Source organism: Methanobacterium bryantii (assembly GCF_002287175.1).
GTDB classification, from domain to species: domain Archaea; phylum Methanobacteriota; class Methanobacteria; order Methanobacteriales; family Methanobacteriaceae; genus Methanobacterium_D; species Methanobacterium_D bryantii.
The window spans coordinates 116,675-135,902 of record NZ_LMVM01000037.1; the positions used below are offsets into that span (position 1 = coordinate 116,675).

The following is a 19,228-nucleotide window of genomic DNA, read 5'->3' on the forward strand; positions in this document are numbered from 1 at the left end:
GTTAATTTAAAATCATCATGAATTTAAACAAAAAATCCAAAATCAGATTCATCAGGACAATATTACAATACAGTTTATTAAGTGATAAAATGTGGAAATGTAAAGAGTGTGGTGATAGCATCAATCCACCAAGTGATATATGTACTATTTGTGGTAAACCTACTGCAATTTATTCAAATATTGTTTTTGCGAGTGAGGATGAACCTGAACTGAAAAACCGCTTTTCAAAATGTGAAGCTGAATATCAAAATACCGGAAAAAAACATTATTGTGATGAATTAATTAAATTTTTGGAAGAAAATATTTCTGTTTCTATTAACATGCGCCCAGAATCATTAATCAATATTCTTTCAGATCCTAGAATTAGGTATGTAAATCTTCATGACAATATTAGGGCTAAAGCAATTGAGAATCTTGACTCACGCATCATTGCAAAACGTCTTATGGTAGATTCTGTTTTTGGGATTGATGGTGATAAGATTAATTATGGGGCTTTAAATCTTGGTACTATTGGACTAATTTCTTATGGAAAATGCTGTGTCTTCCTCAAAAATGAAGAGATTTCAAATAGAGTCTCATTTTTAGAAGAAAACTCATTCAGTTATGTAAAGGGTTCATGGCCGTCAATAAATCTTAGTATACCTTATGGAATACGTGCTCTCTGGCATACTGTGGCTATACTTACACTTGTAAAACACCATAAAGAATTTTTAAGCTCTAAGTTAAATAAAGAGGTAATTTCTAATATGATCTTATTTTCTGAAGTGAATAGAAAGAGTGATAGATATATTGAAGCTCAAATTTGCCCTCCAATTATTCTTAGTACTATTGACAAGGTTTTATATTATGAAACTGAAATTCCTCCTGAAATGGCAAGGCTTGTAAATTCATATTATAAATCAAAAACTTCTATTAAAAAAAAAGATTTAATAAAATTATGTGCATCTATTGATGAAGAATATCTTGGAGATTTATTGTCTTTTGAAAGTAAGATTAAAAAACTGGATATAGAATTTGAGGTTGTTGAAATAGCATCAAAGGAGAGTTCTTTATGAGTTCAAATCTTCAGCAAGTACACTCAGAATCTAATAAACCTTTAAATGTTTCTCATAAATCTGAATTATTTTTATTAATTTCATTTGCACCCTCAACAGGTATTGGATTTTACGAATTAGAACATAAAAATTATCAATTTGACTTGGTAACTGAAGAATATTCTATTTTATTAGATGAATCCGCACTTGCTGCCCAATACATGGAGTTTGATCAAATTAAATTTGAATTATATTTTTATAATTTAGAACAATTAATATCATTTGCAAGTGAACATTATCTAAGAGATAAAAAAAACACATATTACTCTTTAATTTTCACCCAAAATATAAATAAAGACTTATTTAATAAAACACTAATCCTTTTAAATGATAATGAATTTCAGAACATAGAGGTATCTAAAAAATTAATTTCTATATTGAAAGAAACTGCCAAGCCTGAATATGTTATTTCCGTACTTCAGAATTCATCATTTTTAGGACTTAATAATGTCAAAAAATGCTTAGCAGAAGAATTTAACCAAGTTATTTTCTCTAGCCAAGTATTAACAAAATTATCACTTATACTTCCATTTAATGCAGAAAATATTTTAGCACTCTTATTGGAATATATGGAAATTACAGAAATAATTCCCGAGTTGCCATCTGATGCATTAGAAGTTTTATTTAGAGTTATTAAAAACAATTCTGAAGAATTTAGTACGCAAGCCCTCATTTCAGTTAAAAAAATAAATGAATTATTTAAATTTCAATTACTCAATGAAAAAGAATATGAAAATCTTTCAGAATATAATGAAAGATCGAAAGACCTTAAATTAACTAGACAAGCTGTAGATAGTACGGATGAAATAATTAATAGTCTTATAACTCAAGAATTAGTTAAATATTTTATATCTAAAAAAGAAGTTGAAATATTTAATGAATCTTTTAAAGATTTAATTTATGAAATTACTGAAGACAATAAAAATAGTATTTCAATTATAGAGTGTCTTTTAAAAGGTAAAATCACTGATGAAGAAATTTCTGAAGATATTGAATTAAGATTGAATGTTGTAAGAAGAATCTTGTATAATCTTTACGATGCGGGACTTGTAAATTATAAAAGGAGTAAAGATCCAGAAACTCAGTGGTATACATATAACTGGAAATTAGAAAAAGAAAACATTGTTAAAACTGTTATGGATAAATATGAATCTCCTTTTGAAGAGATAAAAGGATCCCTCGTGTATGAGGATAATATGTTCTTCGCATGTGTAAATGGACATATATTCAACTTTGAAGAGGCATCTAAATATAATTTTATATGTCCCGACTGCAATAAACCACTTAATTATCAGGATAACTCTTTTCTAATTGCAGAGTTGAAGAAGGAAATTATGGATAGCAATGAAAAGTTTAAAGAATGATTTATTCAACATTCAAAGAATTCAAAATAAGAATTTATTAAGAATTTAAAAGTGAATTAAAATTAGAATATATGAGTTTTCAGAGCTCAAAAACCTATTTCAATCATCACCAACCTTCAACTTTTCACTTCCCAATCAAATCAATCGTTTCTTCACTGAAAAATCCACATCCTGTTCCATCATACACAGATCTGCCTCTACATCCAAAACAGAAGCATCCACCCTCTCTAGAACTACACCATCTCTCGCAAACTTGACTATATGTGGATATCTTGATTCAAAGAGCTCAGCCTCGAAGAAATCAGTGACATAAACCTTGCAGTCATTTATATAGATCTTACGGTTTTTTGGGCCCTCTGGCCTTTCAACATGCCTTATAATTCGCCCTATTTCTTTTTCATCCAGGTCTAAAACCCTGAAAGTTGCAAAATATTTGTTTTTCTCTTTATTGTATCCAATTTTTACTAAACTGGTTTTTTCAGGCTTCATTTAAACCTCTGTGGTATTTTGAATGAATTCAATTCCCTTGTTTTCATACATATAATCATGTATGATTGGATGTAGTATAATATGCGAATAATCTATATAAATCTTTCATGTATGTTATCATGCATATTAATATACCTTTTAATATGCATGAAAAAGGGAGATTTATATACAATATGGGATATAGGACTCACAATGATACTAAAATACGAAAGCACGGTTGGAAAAGCAGACGTGAAAGGAAAATCAAGCAGAGTTATTATTCCTCGTGAAATTGTTAAAATGTTAGGGCTAGAATGGGGCGACAAACTTATCTGGAACGCTGATATTGGGGATAAAGGCGTGAATATTACAGTTAAAGCTGCTAAAAAAGAAGATGAAAAATAATTTATTTTAAATTCATAAACCGCTATTTCTTTAATTAAATGCTAATTTTCTACTCCCTACAGAACTTTAATAACTATAAAAAATAACTAGCAAATGTAGTGATCATACAAGGTGATTGGAATAGCACTAAAAGTTTTCAATAAAGTATTGGCCGGAGCAGGATGGTTTTTAGGGATATTTAATAAGTCTTTAGCTTTGAAATGTTTCGACAGAGTTCTTCACTCTGATCCATATAATTATGGGGCTTTAAGGAGTGTAACTGATGTTTATAAAAAAACAGGGCAGTGTGAAGTTGCTATAGATTATATGGGTAATTTATTGAAATCTCATCCAGATAATGGGCTGGCATGGCATTATAAAGGAGTTAATTTAGAAAGGATGGGTAAAAAAGAAGATGCAGATGAGTGCTACAGGGAAGCTTTAAGTTGGTACGAGAAAGATTTACAAAAAAATCCTTCAAATGCAGTTACATGGTCTAATGGGGGAATTGTACTTAATAATTTAGGTAAATATGATGAAGCATTACCTTACTTTGATAAATCATTGGAATTAAACCCTAAATATGTAAATGCCTTAAAATATAAAGGACTTGCCCTTATCAATTTAGAAAAAAATGAAGAAGCCATAAAATGCTTTGATAAAGCATTGGTGGAGAAAGCAGGGGATGCTGAAACATGGGTTGGTAAAGGTAGGGCATTAGGAAACGTTAAGGAGTATTATAAAGCTATTGCATGTTTTAACCGAGCTCTGGATGTAGAATATAATTATGCTCCTGCTTTTTTCAATAAGGGGTTTGTTTTTTGGAAAATAAAGGAACATGGTGAATCACTGGAATGTTTCAATCAGATCCTAAAAAATGAGCCACAAAACGAAACTGCATGGTATTTTAAGGGCCTTACTTTGGGAATTCTTAAAAAATATCAGGATGCCATGGATTCTTATGATGAAGCCATAAAATTAAATCCTAAGGAGTCATCCTTCTGGAGCTCAAAAGGTTGGGCTCTACAAAGCTTGAAAAAATATCAAGAGGCAATGGAATGCTTAGATAAAGCCATAGAACTAGATCCTAAATGTGATGGGGCTTATTTTTGTAAAGGAATTGTTTTTGGAAAACTTAAAGATTATAAAATGGCTTTAAAATTTATTGATAAGGCACTTGAACTTGAACCAGAAATACCTTCAATTTTGGACGAAAAAGGTTATATATTGAACGAAATGGGCAGAAAAGACGAATCAAAGCAGTTTTATGAACTAGCACTTAAATATTATAAACATGAACTGGAAAAAGAATCCGATGATTCTAATTTGCTGGCCAATATTGCATCCGCTTTGGAAAATCTTGAGAGATATGATGATGCTTTAGAGTATATAACTAGATCTATAGATTTAAATCCAAAATATGATTGGGCCTTGAATTTAAAAGGCTACATTTTAAGAAAGATGGAACGCTACGATGATTCATTGGAATCTCTTGATGAAGCGCTCCAGTTGGATCCTGAAAATCCAGAATACTACTATGATAAGGGAAGGGCAATTTGCGGGCTTAAAAAATATGATGAAGCTTTAAAGTTGTTTAATAAAGCTTTAGAGTTAGATCCAGAACATAAAGAAGCTCTTTGTGCAAAAGGAGTTCTCCTGAAAATGTTAGGGAAACAGGGAGAATCTAAAAAATGTTTAAAAAAAGCCCTGGAGATAAATCCCCATTTTGAACCTGCAAGAAATGCATTAAACAGTTTGGGGGCTAATGAATGAAATTAAAGGCAAAAAAGAGTGTAAAGCCATGGGATGATATATCTATTGATGAAATTTTACCTTACAATCCAAAATACACTAAGATGATCATATTATCTTATATTTCCATTGCTTTCTTTATATTCGAAAATACGAATTTTTTAGGTGTATCTGAAAACATCTTATTTTTGGGTAAGTATATTGTTTATGGAATACTTGCTTTTTCATTACTGTATTTATTTGAAGATGGAAACCTGGGGAGAATGTTAAATGCATTTATTAGTATAACGTTGGTTCTTGCGGTGATATCACTACTTTTAAATACCTTCCTGTTTGTAATCAATGGATCTGGCTTTTTAGGAGATTTAATAGGGCTAGATCTACCAATTGCTATACTTGGATTTGTTTTAATTATTTTAGACGCTGTTTTAGTTATTATAGCCGCATTTTTAGGACCTCTTAATCTAATTGTTACAGATCATCCTAAAGTTCAAAAACATGGTGCTGTTATTGTGGTTGTATTTTATATTTTCATTTTCCTGTCATGGATTTTACACATCATTTAATAATTTAAGCAATCTTCTAACCAAACTCCACACCTCCCTCCACCAAGCACAAACTAACTTCCACATCCAAACAAAAGGCTCCGCCCTCTCTTAAAACTATACTGTCCCTCGCAAACTTAACGGTATGCAGGCGCCTCGATTTAAAGGCTTCAGTCTCAAAGAAATCTTTGGTATAAACTTTGAAAATGGGCGATAAACTCATCTGGAATATTGATGTATCCTGTAGGTGCAGTAACTATTTTTTCAGTTAAAGATGAATGATCTATGGGATAACTAACCATCGTAAATTCCAGTATTCAATATTTTATTCATTTTACTTTCGTCTTTCTTCTCTATTTTGATTTTAACTATGCAGCTACCTCTTTCTTTAGAAGCGGGGCGTTCGCATTTTTTATCCAGATAATCAAATATCAAGCAGGGTTTACTTGATAAAAGAGTTTCACAGGAAGATAACTGGAGATTTTCGATTTTATCTAAGGTAAAAGTTTTAGGGGCTAAACGACTGGGCATTCCATCATTATGTTCGAGATAAATCTTGGGATAAATTCTTATGTAGTTTTTATTCATCTCAATGTCATTGTCATCTGTTTTAAAGCACCCTACAACATCTTCTATGTTATACCCGCATTTTATACAGTATTTATTATTGCATTTCTCATTTTCACATGTTGGACAGTATTTAAAAGTAAGCATGGCTTTGTTGCGTAAATCAGGTTCGGGCTCGTAGACTGCAAGCAGTGCGAAGCATATGAAAAAGAATACAGTAAAAGGCCAGTAATACAGGTTGTAATATCCTGAAAAGTAAGTTAAGGCCATTGCTAACAAAACAACATAAAAACCAATCAGTTTATAGTGGGAAGTTTTAAGATATTTTCTTCCAGTTTCTAAATTCTCACCGCATGATCTGCATAATTTAGAATTCCAATTTTTTAACCCGCATTGGGGGCAGTAAATAATTCTGTTTCCCTGTATGATCTTATTTACTTTTTTTCCAATAGGTCCGCTGTTACTAATTATTTCACCAGTAATGCCGCCTAGACCCGCAATAACTCCAAATATGATTGAAGAAGATATAAACATAAGCGGAATGGCTTCTAATCCTATATTTCCTAAAATAAATTCAAAAGCCACAAATGCCGCTGCAGATATAATTCCTGCACAAGCACCATACCTTACCATTCGTTTACTGGTAAAATAAGTGGCTATAAACCCACCAATTAAGGGGGCGGCAAAATTGAGAATTCCAAAAGCCAATGAATTATAAAATGTCAGTGTTGAAATTCCAAGAAGAGTTATAGCTGTAACTGCTCCTATAATTATAGATTTGATTGGATGTAATCTCATAATTAATCTCCCCTATTTTCTGTATTAATTTTTCATAACTATTTATATCTTTATAATTTCACATATGGAAAAAAGGAGAAATTGCATCTTTGAGATTATCTTAAACAAATAAAAATCTGCCTGAAATAATTTTAACATTTAAATGTTGATTAATTCTTTTAATATCAAAATTTTTAATGTTAAAAGTTATATTTAATTTTTTTTATCATTTAAATAACAATTAAAATTTAATATATGTTTATTTTTTAATTATTTAAAGAATTATAGATTTATTTAACATAAAAAAAAATTTTAAGCGCTAAAATGATTACATATTTACAAAAATTATATTTTTTTTAATATAAATTTTTAATAAAACTTATAAGCATGTTGTACCTTACCAAAGAACATAATTTATTAAAAATTGAGGAAATATTTAAAATATTTAGTTTTAGGAGAATTAAAGAAAATATTTAAAAGATTACACATTACAAATATCAAAAAAGAACTTTTGTGACGGAATTGGAAGAATTTTCAAGCAAATTATGGGGAGATGTTTAAAGAGCCATGTTTACAATGTGTATTTGGCCTATATTTCTGTATCGGGGATAAAAAACAGTGCAGGTGACAATTTAGCTGCAAGGTACACGTTCCGGTTTAAAACAGGCAGGTACTAATTTCTTTTTTATTTTTAGTTCTGGATTTTAATATTAAACTGAAGTTTTAGAGATGATAAAATGGGTTGGATTTATTGTCCTAACTGTAAAAATAAGATAAGTGCAAAATCAACGAGATGCTACTACTGCGGACATCAAATTAAAGAGGACTCCCATCAAAAAGAGAGGAAAACTTCAAATAACGTGCGTTTTGTTTATATGTGATGGGTGGAGTTGCTGCAATTATTGCATTTATACCAGTGCTTCTTCAGTCTCACTTTCGTTATATCTGGCTGTTTGTTTTATTTATAATATTTTTAGCGGCTTATATCTTCGCGTACTTATTCTCATATAAATTTGAGGATAAAAAGCAGAAAGAGGCATTGAAGAAATGGATCATTAAAAAACCGTCAAGGAGCACTATGTTTCCCGTAGAAGAAATATATTATTATAAAGGTAAAACTAACCAGCAGCTACATCAGTACAGTGAAGCTTTGAAATATTATAATAAGTCTATTGAATTAAACCCTGACTTTGAACCTGCCAGGGAAGCGAAAAAAGAAGTTGAAAAAGTTATTAAATAATATCTTTATTTCAAAAGGGTATTTAATTAGTAATAATCATCTTTAAATGTTTATTTTCGCATCAATCTTGTTTAAAACACGCCCCTTATTTGTCACGTATACCATGTCTTCAATCCTCACGCCGAAGTCATCTTTCAGGTAGATACCAGGCTCTACAGTTAGGACCATACCCTTTTCAATCACTGTCTCGTCGCGTTTAGATAAAGACGGGCTTTCGTGCACTTCAAGGCCTACACTGTGGCCGGTTGAATGTATAAATGATTCACCGTAGCCGTACTCGGTAATCACATCCCTTGCAGCTTTATCCACTTCGCAAACTTTCACGCCGGGTTTTATGGCAGTGATCGCGCTTTTTTGAGCTTCAAGTACTATATCGAATATTTCCTCATGTCTTTCAGTTTCTATAATTGTCCTTGTGGTATCTGAACAGTAGTTGTTGTAAAGGGCGCCCCAGTCAATTACTATGGGTCTTTCCAGTTTATTCATGGACACATCAGCATGTGGAAGTGAAGAACGTTTCCCCGACGCGACGATAGTATCAAAAGAAGCTTTTTTGGCGCCGTTAAGTCTCATGTTATATTCTATCTCTGCTCCAATTTCGTTCTCGGTTTTACTGTCATCAAATTCAGTACTTTTAAATGCTTTTTCTGCAATTTCAAGTGCTTTTTCAATATTTTTCAGTTCTTCATTTGTTTTCACGCTTCTCATTTGCTCAACAATACCTGTGATTTTTGTTTCAAATGCAGCGTCTTTTTTCAGCCTCTCAAATGTCTGAATGTTCATGGAGCTTTCAAGCCCAATGACACCATTTAATGATTTTTTAAGTTCTTTTAGTGATTTAAACTTTTCAACAGGGATTTTTGAATTTAAGATAGCATCTTCCATGTCCATCTGGTTGGTTAAAAGTACAGGCTCATCTTTTACCACCAAAATTGACGCGGCAGATGGCATGAATCCTGCTAAATAGTTTATATTATGGGGGTTTAATATGAGTAGTGTATCTATGTTTTCTTTCTGCATCTGGTCGATTATTTTCATGATTTTTCCTCAAAAATGTTGTTTTTTTTTTGGTTTGGAATTTATATATCCCTTACGCAGACTTTATTTTCGTGGTTCCAGAAATTGAGTTAATTTTTAAATTTATAAGTTTCCTTTAATCGCGTTCATAAGCTTTGCCATGATGTTTTCAGGTATTTTCCTTTCTATCGGCTGGGGAATGTATCCAAAATCAGGGTCTTCAAAAGTTATACCTTCAAATTCCACATTGTGGGCATAACGCGGTATGAAGTGCCAGTGAATTTCAGGGTTAGGTGGATCCTCCCTGTATGCCTTATTCATGAAGCAGCTCCAGTTAAAAAGTGTGGGATTGAATGTTTTGGTTAAAGTGGTCTCTAATTTTTCTACAATTTCTCTAAATTCATCCCATTCATCACTTTCCAGGTCGCTTAATTTATTACACTGCCGTTTAAGCACAACTACTCCTGTTCCAAGGAATCTCTGGCTTGGAGCAAGGAAAATCATCCAGTGTTCTGTTTCATAAATTAAATTTCCATAAGCACCAGGTATTTGACAGTATTCACATTTTACTTCCATTTTTATGCCCTTTTTAAACATTAAAAATAATTTATGTAGATTAATAATTATCTCTTTATATTTATTTAAATTCTTCCCTTTTAATTATAGGAATATGGACTGTCTGGACGTTATTATAATATTAACTGCCGTTTTTTATAATTTATAGCTAAAATAATCCTATTTATTAATAAATTGTGGTCTGTAATGTGTAATTTTTAAATATGTGAAAAAATACAGAAAATTATAGAAAATAATGATTAGTTAAGCATTAATTAATTTGATGGTTTGTTTGGGTAGCTTAAGGGATTTAAAGTAATTATCAAGCTAAAAGAGGCAGATTATGGATATTCAAAATATGGAACTTCGAAAATTTGTTGCTCCGGAACTTGTATTTGGTTTAGATGCCCGACTTTTAGCTGGCAGATACGCTAAAAACTTCGGAGCCCAGAAGGTTTTGATAGTTTCAGATCAGGGGGTTATCAATGCAGGATGGCTGGATGGAATACTGCATGTTTTAGAAACTGAAGGAATTTCATATGAGATTTATAGGGATGTTACACCTAACCCAAAGGAAGAAGATGTAATAAAAGGTGCTGAACTGTATAAAGATGAAGAATGTGATGCAGTAGTTGCATTGGGGGGTGGTAGTGCCCTGGATTGTGCTAAGGGCATTGGCATTGTAAGCTCACATAACAGGGGCATACTTGAATTTGAAGGTGTGGATAAAGTTTACAACCCTATACCTCCTTTAATTTGCATACCTACTACTGCAGGGTCTTCAGCAGATGTTTCACAGTTTGCAATAATCCGGGATCAAAAAAGAAAAGTAAAGATATCAATTATCAGTAAAGCAGTAGTTCCAGATGTTGCTTTGATTGATCCAATCACCACGACGACTATGGATAACTATTTAACAGCATGCACTGGTTTAGATGCGTTAACTCATGCTATTGAAGCCTATGTTTCCAATGCAAGTTCTCCACTTACTGATACCCATGCTTTAAATGCAATACGCCTTATATGGTCAAGTTTAGCAAAAACAATTTGTAATCCTAATGATCTTGGACTGCGAGGAAATATGATGCTTGGGAGTTTGGAAGCAGGACTGGCATTTTCAAATGCGAGTCTGGGAGCTGTCCATGCAATGGCACATAGTTTAGGTGGTTTTTTAGATTTGTCTCATGGAGAATGCAATGCAGTTCTTTTAGACCATGTTGTTGATTTTAATTTTGATGCAGAACCCCTAAGGTATCAGCGTATAGGTGAAGCGATGGGAATTAATTTCAGCAGAATGACTAGACTTGAGAAAAAAACAGCAGTTATACATGAATTAAAGCATTTAAAAGAATCTATTGGGATTGATCATACACTTAGACAAATAGGAGTTAAAGAGAGCGATATTTTGCAGCTTTCAAAAAATGCAATGGAAGATTCATGTATTGTAACTAACCCCTGTAGGCCAGATCAGGAAGATATAGGGGAGATATTTAGAAATGCACTTTAATTGGGATGATTGAATATATGTTAAATACCATGAACCATGATTAACTATTATTAAAGTTAACTCTTTAAGTAAGGGAGATATGTAAATGCACTTTAATGATGGATTAAACTCTTAAATTAACTGCAGCGCATTAAATGATTAAATATTATTAAAATTAACTCTTTAAGTAAGGAAGATATGTAAATGCACTTTGAACCGATGATTAAACATGCAGAAATTAACTCTTTAAATAGTGGAGATATATAAATGCCCTTTGATGCTTCTGATAATTGGGATTCACTGCGTGAGAAGATAATTGGCCTTGGAGAACGTTCAGTTCATAAAAGTTACTACCCCGAACTTCAACAACAAATAGCTGAATTAAAACGTTTTAAAGCTCTTTTAGATCAAAGTAACGATGCTATTTTCCTTTTAGAGATGCCTTCATGTTTAATTGCGGATGTAAATAAATCTGCACTGGATCAGCTCGGATATACTCAAAGTGAACTACTTGATATGTCTATAAATGATTTTATAATCCCCTGGGAAGTAAATCAGATGGAAAAAATATTCTCTGATTTAATGAAAAATAGGGGAGCCCCAGATAGAAAAAACGTTATTGCAACGTTTTTAAAAAGCAGCATGGTAGAAATACCTGCAGAAATCAGCATAAGCCTGGTTGAATTTGGGAATAATTTTTACGCAGTGATGGTTGCAAGGGATATAACTGAACGTATGGAAGCTGAAAGAGCACTAATGCAGAGTGAAAAGAAATATAGGGCACTATTTGAACATTCTCCAGACTTTATTATACTTATAACTCCTGATGGAGAAATTATTGATATCAACAAATCAACTAAAGCATTTGTTAATTTATCTAAGGAAGAAATTATCGGTAAATCCATTTTAGAGTTAGGTATGCTGTTTGAAGAAGATATTAGAGATTTTATAGAGATTGGCCGGGAATTAATGAATGGAAAATTTGTTGAACCCTTTGAGTTTAAGGTAATTGATAGAAATGGTCAAATTTGCTGGATGGAGGCGCATCTTTCACTGTTAAAAAAAGGAAGGGGTAATACTTCAATCCAGGTGATTTTGCATAATATTACAAAGCGTAAAACCTATGAAAAACAGATTAAACAATCCTTAAATGAAAAAGAGGTACTTTTAAAGGAAATCCACCACAGGGTTAAAAATAACCTGCAGATAATAAGTTCTCTTTTGAACCTCCAATCAAGATATATTGAAGATGAAAATGCTATGGGTGTATTTAAGGAAAGTCAAAATCGTATTAAATCAATGGCACTTATCCATGAGAAATTGTATCAATCGGAGGATCTGACAAAGATAGACTTTGCAGAATACATAAGGAGTCTAACTTTTCACTTGTTCCGCTCATACTCCATTGACCAAAGTGCTGTAAAACTTTCCATAAATTTTGAAGGTGTTCTATTTGATATTGACACCTCAATTCCATGCGGGTTAATTATAAACGAGCTCATATCCAACAGCTTAAAATATGCTTTCCCTAATGGTAGAAAAGGCAAAATCAGTGTAGATCTTCAGTTAGATCAGGGAAAATGTGTACTTATCATCAGTGATGATGGTGTTGGGTTCCCTGAAGACTTAGATTTCAATAATACCGAAACACTGGGGTTAAGGTTGGTCAATATTTTAGTTAGCCAGATTAATGGTGTTATCACACTTGATAAATGTGGGGGAACTTCTTTTAAAATAGAGTTTACAAAATTAGCGTATAAAGAAAGGATTTAAGCAAATATTTTAATTAAGGTGATATTGTCTCTATTTTTTAAGGATTTAAACGTTATTTTTAATTTAAGGTAAAAATATTAAATTTTGGACGCAGTAGAAAGTATTTTATATATTAAATTACATTCAGTAAATATGGTAAAATTCACAGCAAGAGAGATCAGAGATATTATAATTTCACTGCTTGTCATATCACTTGCATTTGATTACATAATAAATGGGCGCGATCTAGACGCTACAATCGCTAACTTTGGGTATATGGTGGTTGTAGTTGGGTTTGGATTTGTGCTGCATGAATTGGCTCATAAATTCACGGCTATAAGATACGGCTACTGGGCAGAATATAAAATGTGGTTCCAGGGTTTAATTTTAGCTTTAATTACATCCTACTTTGGATTTGTATTTGCAGCGCCGGGGGCAGTTTATATCCATGGATATAACATTAAAAAAGCGGAAAATGGTATAATATCCCTTGCAGGACCTGCTACTAATATAATACTTGCAGTACTGTTTTTAATGGCAATGCCTTTAGCTGCACAGTATAATCTTTTAGGTCTGGCTGTTCTGGGAGCTACAATAAACAGCTTTTTAGCAGTTTTCAATTTAATACCCCTCGTTGTACTTGACGGAGCTAAAATTTTCAGGTGGAATCCGTTAGTATGGATAGCTACAATGGTACTGGCGTTAATACTGCTGGCTTATTCATTATTTGGTGTCCATATCTTCAGCATGCTTTAAATAATTTTTAATATTATAAAACAGCAAATATTTCAAGGATAGGGAAACGCCTAATAAATCTTAGATAAAATAAAATTTTGAATATGAACTATTTCAAGTGATGTTATGTTTAAAGAAGTTCCAGTAAAATATTTTGGATGTACACACAGGGCAATGCCTCCAGAAGAGACTATAAACTGGGTAAAAGGTAAATTGAAAACTGCAGGAGTAACAAGGGTGGCTGAAATAACTCACCTTGATAGAATTGGGATACCTGTTTATTCTGCAATAAGGCCGTCTGCTGCAGAGGGCGCTGTGAGTATCTACGCTGGAAAAGGAGCTACAAAAAACCAGGCTAAAGCATCAGCCATGATGGAAGCTTTTGAGAGGTATTCTGCAGAGCTTTCAGAAGATAACATAAAAAATAATTTAATTTCAGCATGTTTTGGTGAAATGGATGGGTGTATGGATCCTGAATCACTTATACTTCCAAATTTGCCCTTTGATCTGCAGGAAAAAGAATTGAACTGGGTAAAGTCGGTAAATATAATGGACGATAAAGAATATCTGGTGCCGGCTAATTCTGTATTTCACCCGTATGTCACTTCAAATGACACCAGTCTATTTAAATCAAATACAAATGGACTTGCATCTGGAAATAGGGTAGAAGAAGCTATATTTCATGGTATGATGGAAGTTATTGAAAGGGACGCATGGAGCATATTTGAAACTAAACGAAAAAAGGCGGTTGAAATAGACCTTGAATCCATTGAAAATCCGCTTATCAAGGAACTCCTTGACAAATTCAAAAAAGAGGGGATCGATGTTAAGCTTGTAAATTTAACATCTGATATTGAAGCAGCCACAATCGCGGCAGTTTCAGATGACACTGTTTTAAAAGACCCTGCATTACTCACACTTGGTGTTGGAACCCATTTAGACCCTGAAATAGCAGCTATGAGGGCGTTGACTGAAGTGGCCCAGAGCCGCGCCACCCAGATTCACGGTACAAGAGAAGATACCACTAGGGCAGTTTTCATGAGAAAAGCCGGCTACGAGCGGATGAAGCGGATGAATAAGCACTGGTTCGGCGAATCTGAAGAAGTCATTGATTTGAGGCAGATCAAAAACCATGCTGGAAAATCTTTCAAGGAAGATATTGAAACATCCATGAAACTTTTAGAAAAAGTAGGGTTTAAAGATGTTTTATTTGTGGATCTTACCCGGGAAGAGATTGAAATTCCTGTTGTAAGGGTTATAATTCCAGGTTTGGAAGTTTATTCTATTGATACCACACGTGTTGGAAAGAGGCTTAGGCAAAGGGTAAAAGCCAATTAAAACAGCACGTGCCATGTTATTCCTTATTTTATGCTTTAGAATTTATTATTATAAAAATTTAAAGATTTTTTATCTAAAATTTCATCCTTTTTTTATTTATCACCGGCTGGATATATGAAAAAATAGTTAGTTTATATTACTTAATAGTAAACTGTTGTACTTATTTGATTTTTAATCTGAATGAGAGGTTTAGATGGCGGCCCAAAACAATAAGGTCAGTACAGGTCAAATGATCTTTTCAGTTATTTGGATTCTTCTACTTCCAGCACTGCTTCTTATTCTTGCTGGAGACTGGTTCTGGATTCAAGGATGGCTTTTTGATATATGGTATATTGTGCTGGGTTTTTCAACTGTCATTTATCTATATTTTAAAGACCCAGGATTACTCCTTGAAAGACTTAGAAAGCCTGGAACCGGCGGAGAAAAGGGATGGGATAAATACTGGCTTTTTATATTTTTAATCCTGTTTATGGCATGGTTTGTAATCATGCCTTTAGATGCTAAAAGATATTTATGGACCATTAACTTCCCATTATGGCTGGAGGTTATTGGGGGAATCTTATTATTAATTGGGTTTTACTTTACCTTTCGGGCTTTGGCTGATAATCCATATGCGTCAGCGGAAGTTAGAATACAAACAGAAAGGAAGCAGAAAGTTGTTTCAACGGGAGTTTATGGATTTGTAAGACATCCCATGTACCTTGGCGGGATATTATATTTGATAGGGGCGCCTTTGCTTTTGGGCTCTAAATATGGGCTTTTGCTTGGTATATTAATGGCAGTTTTTATTGTGGTAAGGATAGTTGGAGAAGAAAAAGCGTTAATTGGAGAATTAGAGGGTTATAAAGAGTATATGGAAAGAGTTAAACACCGGTTGATTCCGTTCATCTGGTGATAAATAAGAAATGAATGTTTAGACCTAAAAATTAGTTATAATTATTAGTTAATTCTATAAATTAACAATCTATGTGCTTTTTTAGCCATTGGAAATAAATTTGCCAGTTTATACATGGTCCTTGTTAGACTATCTAAATTTTTGACTTCATCATTTGATGTGAAATACTGTTCTTCAATGAACCGGATCCCTGCTCCCCAACTGGTAAGTTCTTTGGGATCATCAATGCCCCAATGAATTGCTGCGCCTGTTTTTTTTATTGACGGCTGATTTTTTACTTTTTTTGCTGTATAAGTGTTAAATGCGTCAAAAATTAAGGTATAACTGCCAATTCTGTTTTTAATGTCAGTAAGCAGTGTCTTAATTTCGTTTTCTTTAAGGTACATCAACAGGCCTTCAGCTATAACTATATAATGTTTTTTACCTGCAGGTATTTTTTCTAACCATTCATGTTCAGTAACAGAAGAAGCAATTAAATGGTAATTATGGGATTCTTTGTAAAAATGCCTGCGGATATCAATAACATCTTTAAAATCAACATCGTACCAGTCAACATTGTTATTTTTGATTCTGTTGTACCTGCTGTCAAGTCCACAACCTAGATGCAGGGCGGTGTTTTCATAATTATTTGAGAGGAAATCTTTAACGAAGTTATCAATGAGTTTTGCCCTTAAACACATCATCGTGTTTGTCTTTTCAGGAATTTTGAGTGATTTGAAATTATAATCTATTTGATTTACAATTTCAACTGCTTTTTTGTCAACAAGTATGGGATGTTTTTTTCTGTTTTCATTTGCTTTCCCAAATAGGGGGATAAGTAAAGTTTCTTTTTCTTCGGTTAAAGCGATTTTATCCATGTAATAACTCTCAAGAATGTTATTTACAATTAATTGAATTTTTCTTAAAAAAGTATATAAAATTTGTTATATAGACCTGCTAAATTTTTTTAATTATCACGTAATATTTTGCAGCTGCTAAAATAATGTAATATGAGTTTTAGGGGCTATTTTTTCCTAAAAATAATTTTATTCAATTTTACTTATTAAATGAGTATTTATTAAACTTAAAAACTGCTAAATGAATTCTGCTTTTATATATCCATTTCTATAATCACAGGTGTGTTTATTAACTTATGAAAAAATATTTAATGCTGTATTAATAAATACCATTATGAGTATTAAAAATGGATAGTCTGAAAATTTGAATAAAAGGTTATAAAAGTTATATGGAGACGTTTTAGTGGATACTGAAAAGAATTATGAGGACTTTACAGTGGATGACGGAAAAAAAGAAATTATAACGCAAACTATTTCTCTTTGTATATGGTTCGCATTTATTCTTTTCCTTTCAGGGAACTGGTTCTGGATTGGAGGCTGGATCTTTGCTCTGTGGTTTATTGGACTTACACTGGCAAGGAATATTTATTTACGCAGCAAAGACCCGGAATTACTTAAAGAAAGATCTATGAAACCGGGAACCGGCAATCAGAAAGGGTGGGATAGATATCTCATGTACATAATTGGAGCGATCTTTATAACATGGTTCTTAATCATGCCCCTGGATGCTCAAAGATTTGCATGGACTACTAACTTTCCAGTATGGCTGCAGGTTGTTGGTGGAATCTTACTTTTAATATCATTCTTTTTCTCATACAGGGCGTATACAGACAACACTTTCTTATCACCTCTAGTTAGGATACAAACAGAACGGAAGCAGAAGGTTGTTTCAACTGGAGTTTATGGATTTGTAAGGCATCCTCTGTATTTAGGAGATGTACTGTTCTTTATAGGGACTCCTCTTCTTTTAGGCTCTAAATATGGACTTATACTTGGCGTGGTGATGCTTTTCATCATTGCAGTGAGGATCGTTGGGGAAGAAAAGATGCTGGTTGAAGATCTGGAAGGATACTCTGACTACCAGAATAAAGTAAAAAGCAGGCTTATTCCATTTTTATGGTAAGTCTCAAATTATTTTTTTTAACAGTTGCGCGCATGAATTATACCTGCTAAATTGTAATGTTTGAAAAAAGCTTTGTAACCGCAAAAATAGGAAATTTTTGCATGTTTACAAAACTATGTTTTGTAACCGCAAAAATAGGAAATTTTTGCATGTTTACAAATGTTAATTTTTCCTGTTTGAAATAGGAATTAGCTTAAAACATGTAGTTTTACGATATTTAGATGGATATTATTTACAAAATATTAGGGACATGAGCATTTTTAAACATTGTATGGATTAACTGCATTTACTTAATTTATAAACTTATTTTGAGTGGCATGTTTTGAGATTAATACTTAAATTTTTTGTTTGCTGCTAATAAATACTAAAAATATAGATGAAAATTGAGAATAACTGCATATATGGGAATAAAAAGTGATACATTATAGGATGGATACACAGTTTAAGTGGGGATTTTATTTCATCTAGAAACGAGTCCACAGAAACTAAAAATGATTTTAAAAAATCTGTAAATGTTACGAGATTGTTTATATCCATGATGGTAATTCTTCTAGTGATCCTCGTCACTTTTTATGTAAGAATTTTAAATGGTTTTGATCAATCGGTACAATTCTCCTATTTCATGATGATCTTGGTAGTTTCCATTGCTGTATGCAGTATAATGTTTATAAAAGATACATGGAAGGATCAATGGACGTATCTGGGTATTATTGGGATTATACTGGTATGTTCTATTGGATTTGGATTTTTAAATATTGAAGAACTAAATAAAGTAGAAGTAAGCGTTATTAACCCTGATACAGGATCGTCTGTGAATTCACAGTTTGTAATATATGGTTCATTTGAAAACATCCCTGTAAATAAGGATATATGGTTGTATACAGTTCCTTCAATGACTAAAAGATACTATCCTGAAATAGTGCCTGTAATTAAATTAAATAATGCTCATTCAGCTGATGGATCATGGGAATATTATTATATACCTAGTATAAATGGATTTAAAGGTGTAGGCAAGTCATTTCAGATAGGTATTTTCATATCAAATAAAACAGATAGGATATATATTGAACACGAAATAACGCGCTTAAATGGCAGTACTAACGGTATGAGCCAGTTACCTGGTAGAATTCAAGATATGGGAATAAAAATTAACGTTACCAAGATGTGATTTATTTTAACGAGGATTATAAATCTATTTATTTTTTTTAGTTGGATATACTAAGCAGATAATTAATGATTTTAATTTTGTTGAAATTAGTACATTCTAAATCTATTTTTTTTTGATTATATGGGGCATAAT

At 32.5% G+C, this 19,228-nt stretch carries 19 protein-coding genes; 14 read left to right on the forward strand and 5 right to left on the reverse strand.

The features are described from left to right. The first annotated feature begins 89 nt into the window (after positions 1-89). On the forward strand, positions 90-1,055 hold the full coding sequence (locus ASJ80_RS12550) for a hypothetical protein (protein WP_069583162.1): 966 nt from the start codon (positions 90-92) through the stop codon (positions 1,053-1,055). Then, a complete protein-coding gene (tfe, locus tag ASJ80_RS17810; RefSeq protein WP_338036873.1) occupies positions 1,052-2,458 on the forward strand; it encodes a transcription factor E in 1,407 nt (468 codons plus the stop codon). The genes ASJ80_RS12550 and tfe overlap by 4 nt, the downstream gene beginning before the upstream one ends. A gap of 135 nt (positions 2,459-2,593) precedes the next feature. On the opposite strand, the gene ASJ80_RS12560 is transcribed toward tfe, so the two are convergent. After that, a complete protein-coding gene (locus tag ASJ80_RS12560) occupies positions 2,594-2,947 on the reverse strand; it encodes a hypothetical protein (RefSeq protein WP_069583161.1) in 354 nt (117 codons plus the stop codon). 147 nt (positions 2,948-3,094) lie between these two features. Here ASJ80_RS12560 and ASJ80_RS16660 point away from each other — a divergent pair, with 147 nt between their 5' ends. From ASJ80_RS16660 to ASJ80_RS12575, 3 genes are all read left to right on the forward strand, one after another. Further along, complete coding sequence (locus tag ASJ80_RS16660) at positions 3,095-3,331, forward strand: AbrB/MazE/SpoVT family DNA-binding domain-containing protein (protein ID WP_176720207.1); 237 nt, start codon at positions 3,095-3,097, stop codon at positions 3,329-3,331. Between the two features lie 111 nt (positions 3,332-3,442). Then, positions 3,443-5,083 (forward strand): tetratricopeptide repeat protein, encoded by a 1,641-nt coding sequence (locus ASJ80_RS12570; RefSeq protein ID WP_069583159.1) that lies wholly within the window; start codon positions 3,443-3,445, stop codon positions 5,081-5,083. Beyond that, positions 5,080-5,628 carry a hypothetical protein gene (locus ASJ80_RS12575; protein ID WP_069583158.1) on the forward strand — a complete coding sequence of 183 codons (549 nt, stop codon included), beginning with the start codon at positions 5,080-5,082 and terminating at the stop codon, positions 5,626-5,628. The genes ASJ80_RS12570 and ASJ80_RS12575 overlap by 4 nt, the downstream gene beginning before the upstream one ends. A 273-nt stretch (positions 5,629-5,901) precedes the next feature. Here ASJ80_RS12575 and ASJ80_RS12580 read toward each other — a convergent pair whose 3' ends face one another. Beyond that, positions 5,902-6,972, reverse strand: a complete 1,071-nt coding sequence (locus ASJ80_RS12580) for a YrzE family protein (protein WP_069583157.1) — start codon at positions 6,970-6,972, stop codon at positions 5,902-5,904. A gap of 716 nt (positions 6,973-7,688) precedes the next feature. On the opposite strand from ASJ80_RS12580, the gene ASJ80_RS16665 reads away from it, so the two are divergent. Both ASJ80_RS16665 and ASJ80_RS12585 read left to right on the forward strand, forming a co-directional pair. After that, a complete protein-coding gene (locus ASJ80_RS16665; RefSeq protein WP_141705165.1) occupies positions 7,689-7,832 on the forward strand; it encodes a zinc ribbon domain-containing protein in 144 nt (47 codons plus the stop codon). Beyond that, a complete protein-coding gene (locus tag ASJ80_RS12585; protein ID WP_069583156.1) occupies positions 7,832-8,191 on the forward strand; it encodes a tetratricopeptide repeat protein in 360 nt (119 codons plus the stop codon). Before ASJ80_RS16665 ends, ASJ80_RS12585 begins: the two co-directional genes overlap by 1 nt. A 42-nt stretch (positions 8,192-8,233) precedes the next feature. On the opposite strand, the gene ASJ80_RS12590 is transcribed toward ASJ80_RS12585, so the two are convergent. Together ASJ80_RS12590 and ASJ80_RS12595 are read right to left on the reverse strand one after the other, a co-directional pair. Then, positions 8,234-9,229: a M24 family metallopeptidase gene (locus ASJ80_RS12590; RefSeq protein ID WP_069583155.1), complete on the reverse strand. Its 996-nt coding sequence runs from the start codon at positions 9,227-9,229 to the stop codon at positions 8,234-8,236. Between the two features lie 102 nt (positions 9,230-9,331). Continuing rightward, positions 9,332-9,784 (reverse strand): HIT family protein, encoded by a 453-nt coding sequence (locus ASJ80_RS12595; RefSeq protein ID WP_069583189.1) that lies wholly within the window; start codon positions 9,782-9,784, stop codon positions 9,332-9,334. A gap of 322 nt (positions 9,785-10,106) precedes the next feature. On the opposite strand from ASJ80_RS12595, the gene ercA reads away from it, so the two are divergent. From ercA to ASJ80_RS12620, 5 genes are all read left to right on the forward strand, one after another. Next, complete coding sequence (gene ercA / locus ASJ80_RS12600) at positions 10,107-11,270, forward strand: alcohol dehydrogenase-like regulatory protein ErcA (protein ID WP_069583154.1); 1,164 nt, start codon at positions 10,107-10,109, stop codon at positions 11,268-11,270. 246 nt (positions 11,271-11,516) lie between these two features. Beyond that, complete coding sequence (locus ASJ80_RS12605) at positions 11,517-13,022, forward strand: PAS domain S-box protein (protein WP_069583153.1); 1,506 nt, start codon at positions 11,517-11,519, stop codon at positions 13,020-13,022. Positions 13,023-13,154: 132 nt separating this feature from the next. Continuing rightward, positions 13,155-13,757: a zinc metalloprotease gene (locus ASJ80_RS12610; RefSeq protein ID WP_069583188.1), complete on the forward strand. Its 603-nt coding sequence runs from the start codon at positions 13,155-13,157 to the stop codon at positions 13,755-13,757. A gap of 105 nt (positions 13,758-13,862) precedes the next feature. Then, entirely contained in the window at positions 13,863-15,074 is a 1,212-nt protein-coding gene (locus tag ASJ80_RS12615; protein ID WP_069583152.1) for a YcaO-related McrA-glycine thioamidation protein, read from the forward strand. 193 nt (positions 15,075-15,267) lie between these two features. Further along, on the forward strand, positions 15,268-15,969 hold the full coding sequence (locus ASJ80_RS12620) for a methyltransferase family protein (RefSeq protein ID WP_069583151.1): 702 nt from the start codon (positions 15,268-15,270) through the stop codon (positions 15,967-15,969). A gap of 44 nt (positions 15,970-16,013) precedes the next feature. Here ASJ80_RS12620 and ASJ80_RS12625 read toward each other — a convergent pair whose 3' ends face one another. After that, the gene (locus ASJ80_RS12625) at positions 16,014-16,826 is read right to left on the reverse strand and encodes a class I SAM-dependent methyltransferase (protein ID WP_069583150.1); all 813 of its coding nucleotides are present in this window, start codon (positions 16,824-16,826) and stop codon (positions 16,014-16,016) included. Positions 16,827-17,208: 382 nt separating this feature from the next. Between ASJ80_RS12625 and ASJ80_RS12630 the strand changes: the two genes are divergently transcribed. Both ASJ80_RS12630 and ASJ80_RS12635 read left to right on the forward strand, forming a co-directional pair. Continuing rightward, positions 17,209-17,928 carry a methyltransferase family protein gene (locus ASJ80_RS12630; protein ID WP_245837576.1) on the forward strand — a complete coding sequence of 240 codons (720 nt, stop codon included), beginning with the start codon at positions 17,209-17,211 and terminating at the stop codon, positions 17,926-17,928. Positions 17,929-18,550: 622 nt separating this feature from the next. Continuing rightward, on the forward strand, positions 18,551-19,096 hold the full coding sequence (locus ASJ80_RS12635; RefSeq protein WP_176720205.1) for a hypothetical protein: 546 nt from the start codon (positions 18,551-18,553) through the stop codon (positions 19,094-19,096). Positions 19,097-19,228: the final 132 nt, after the last annotated feature.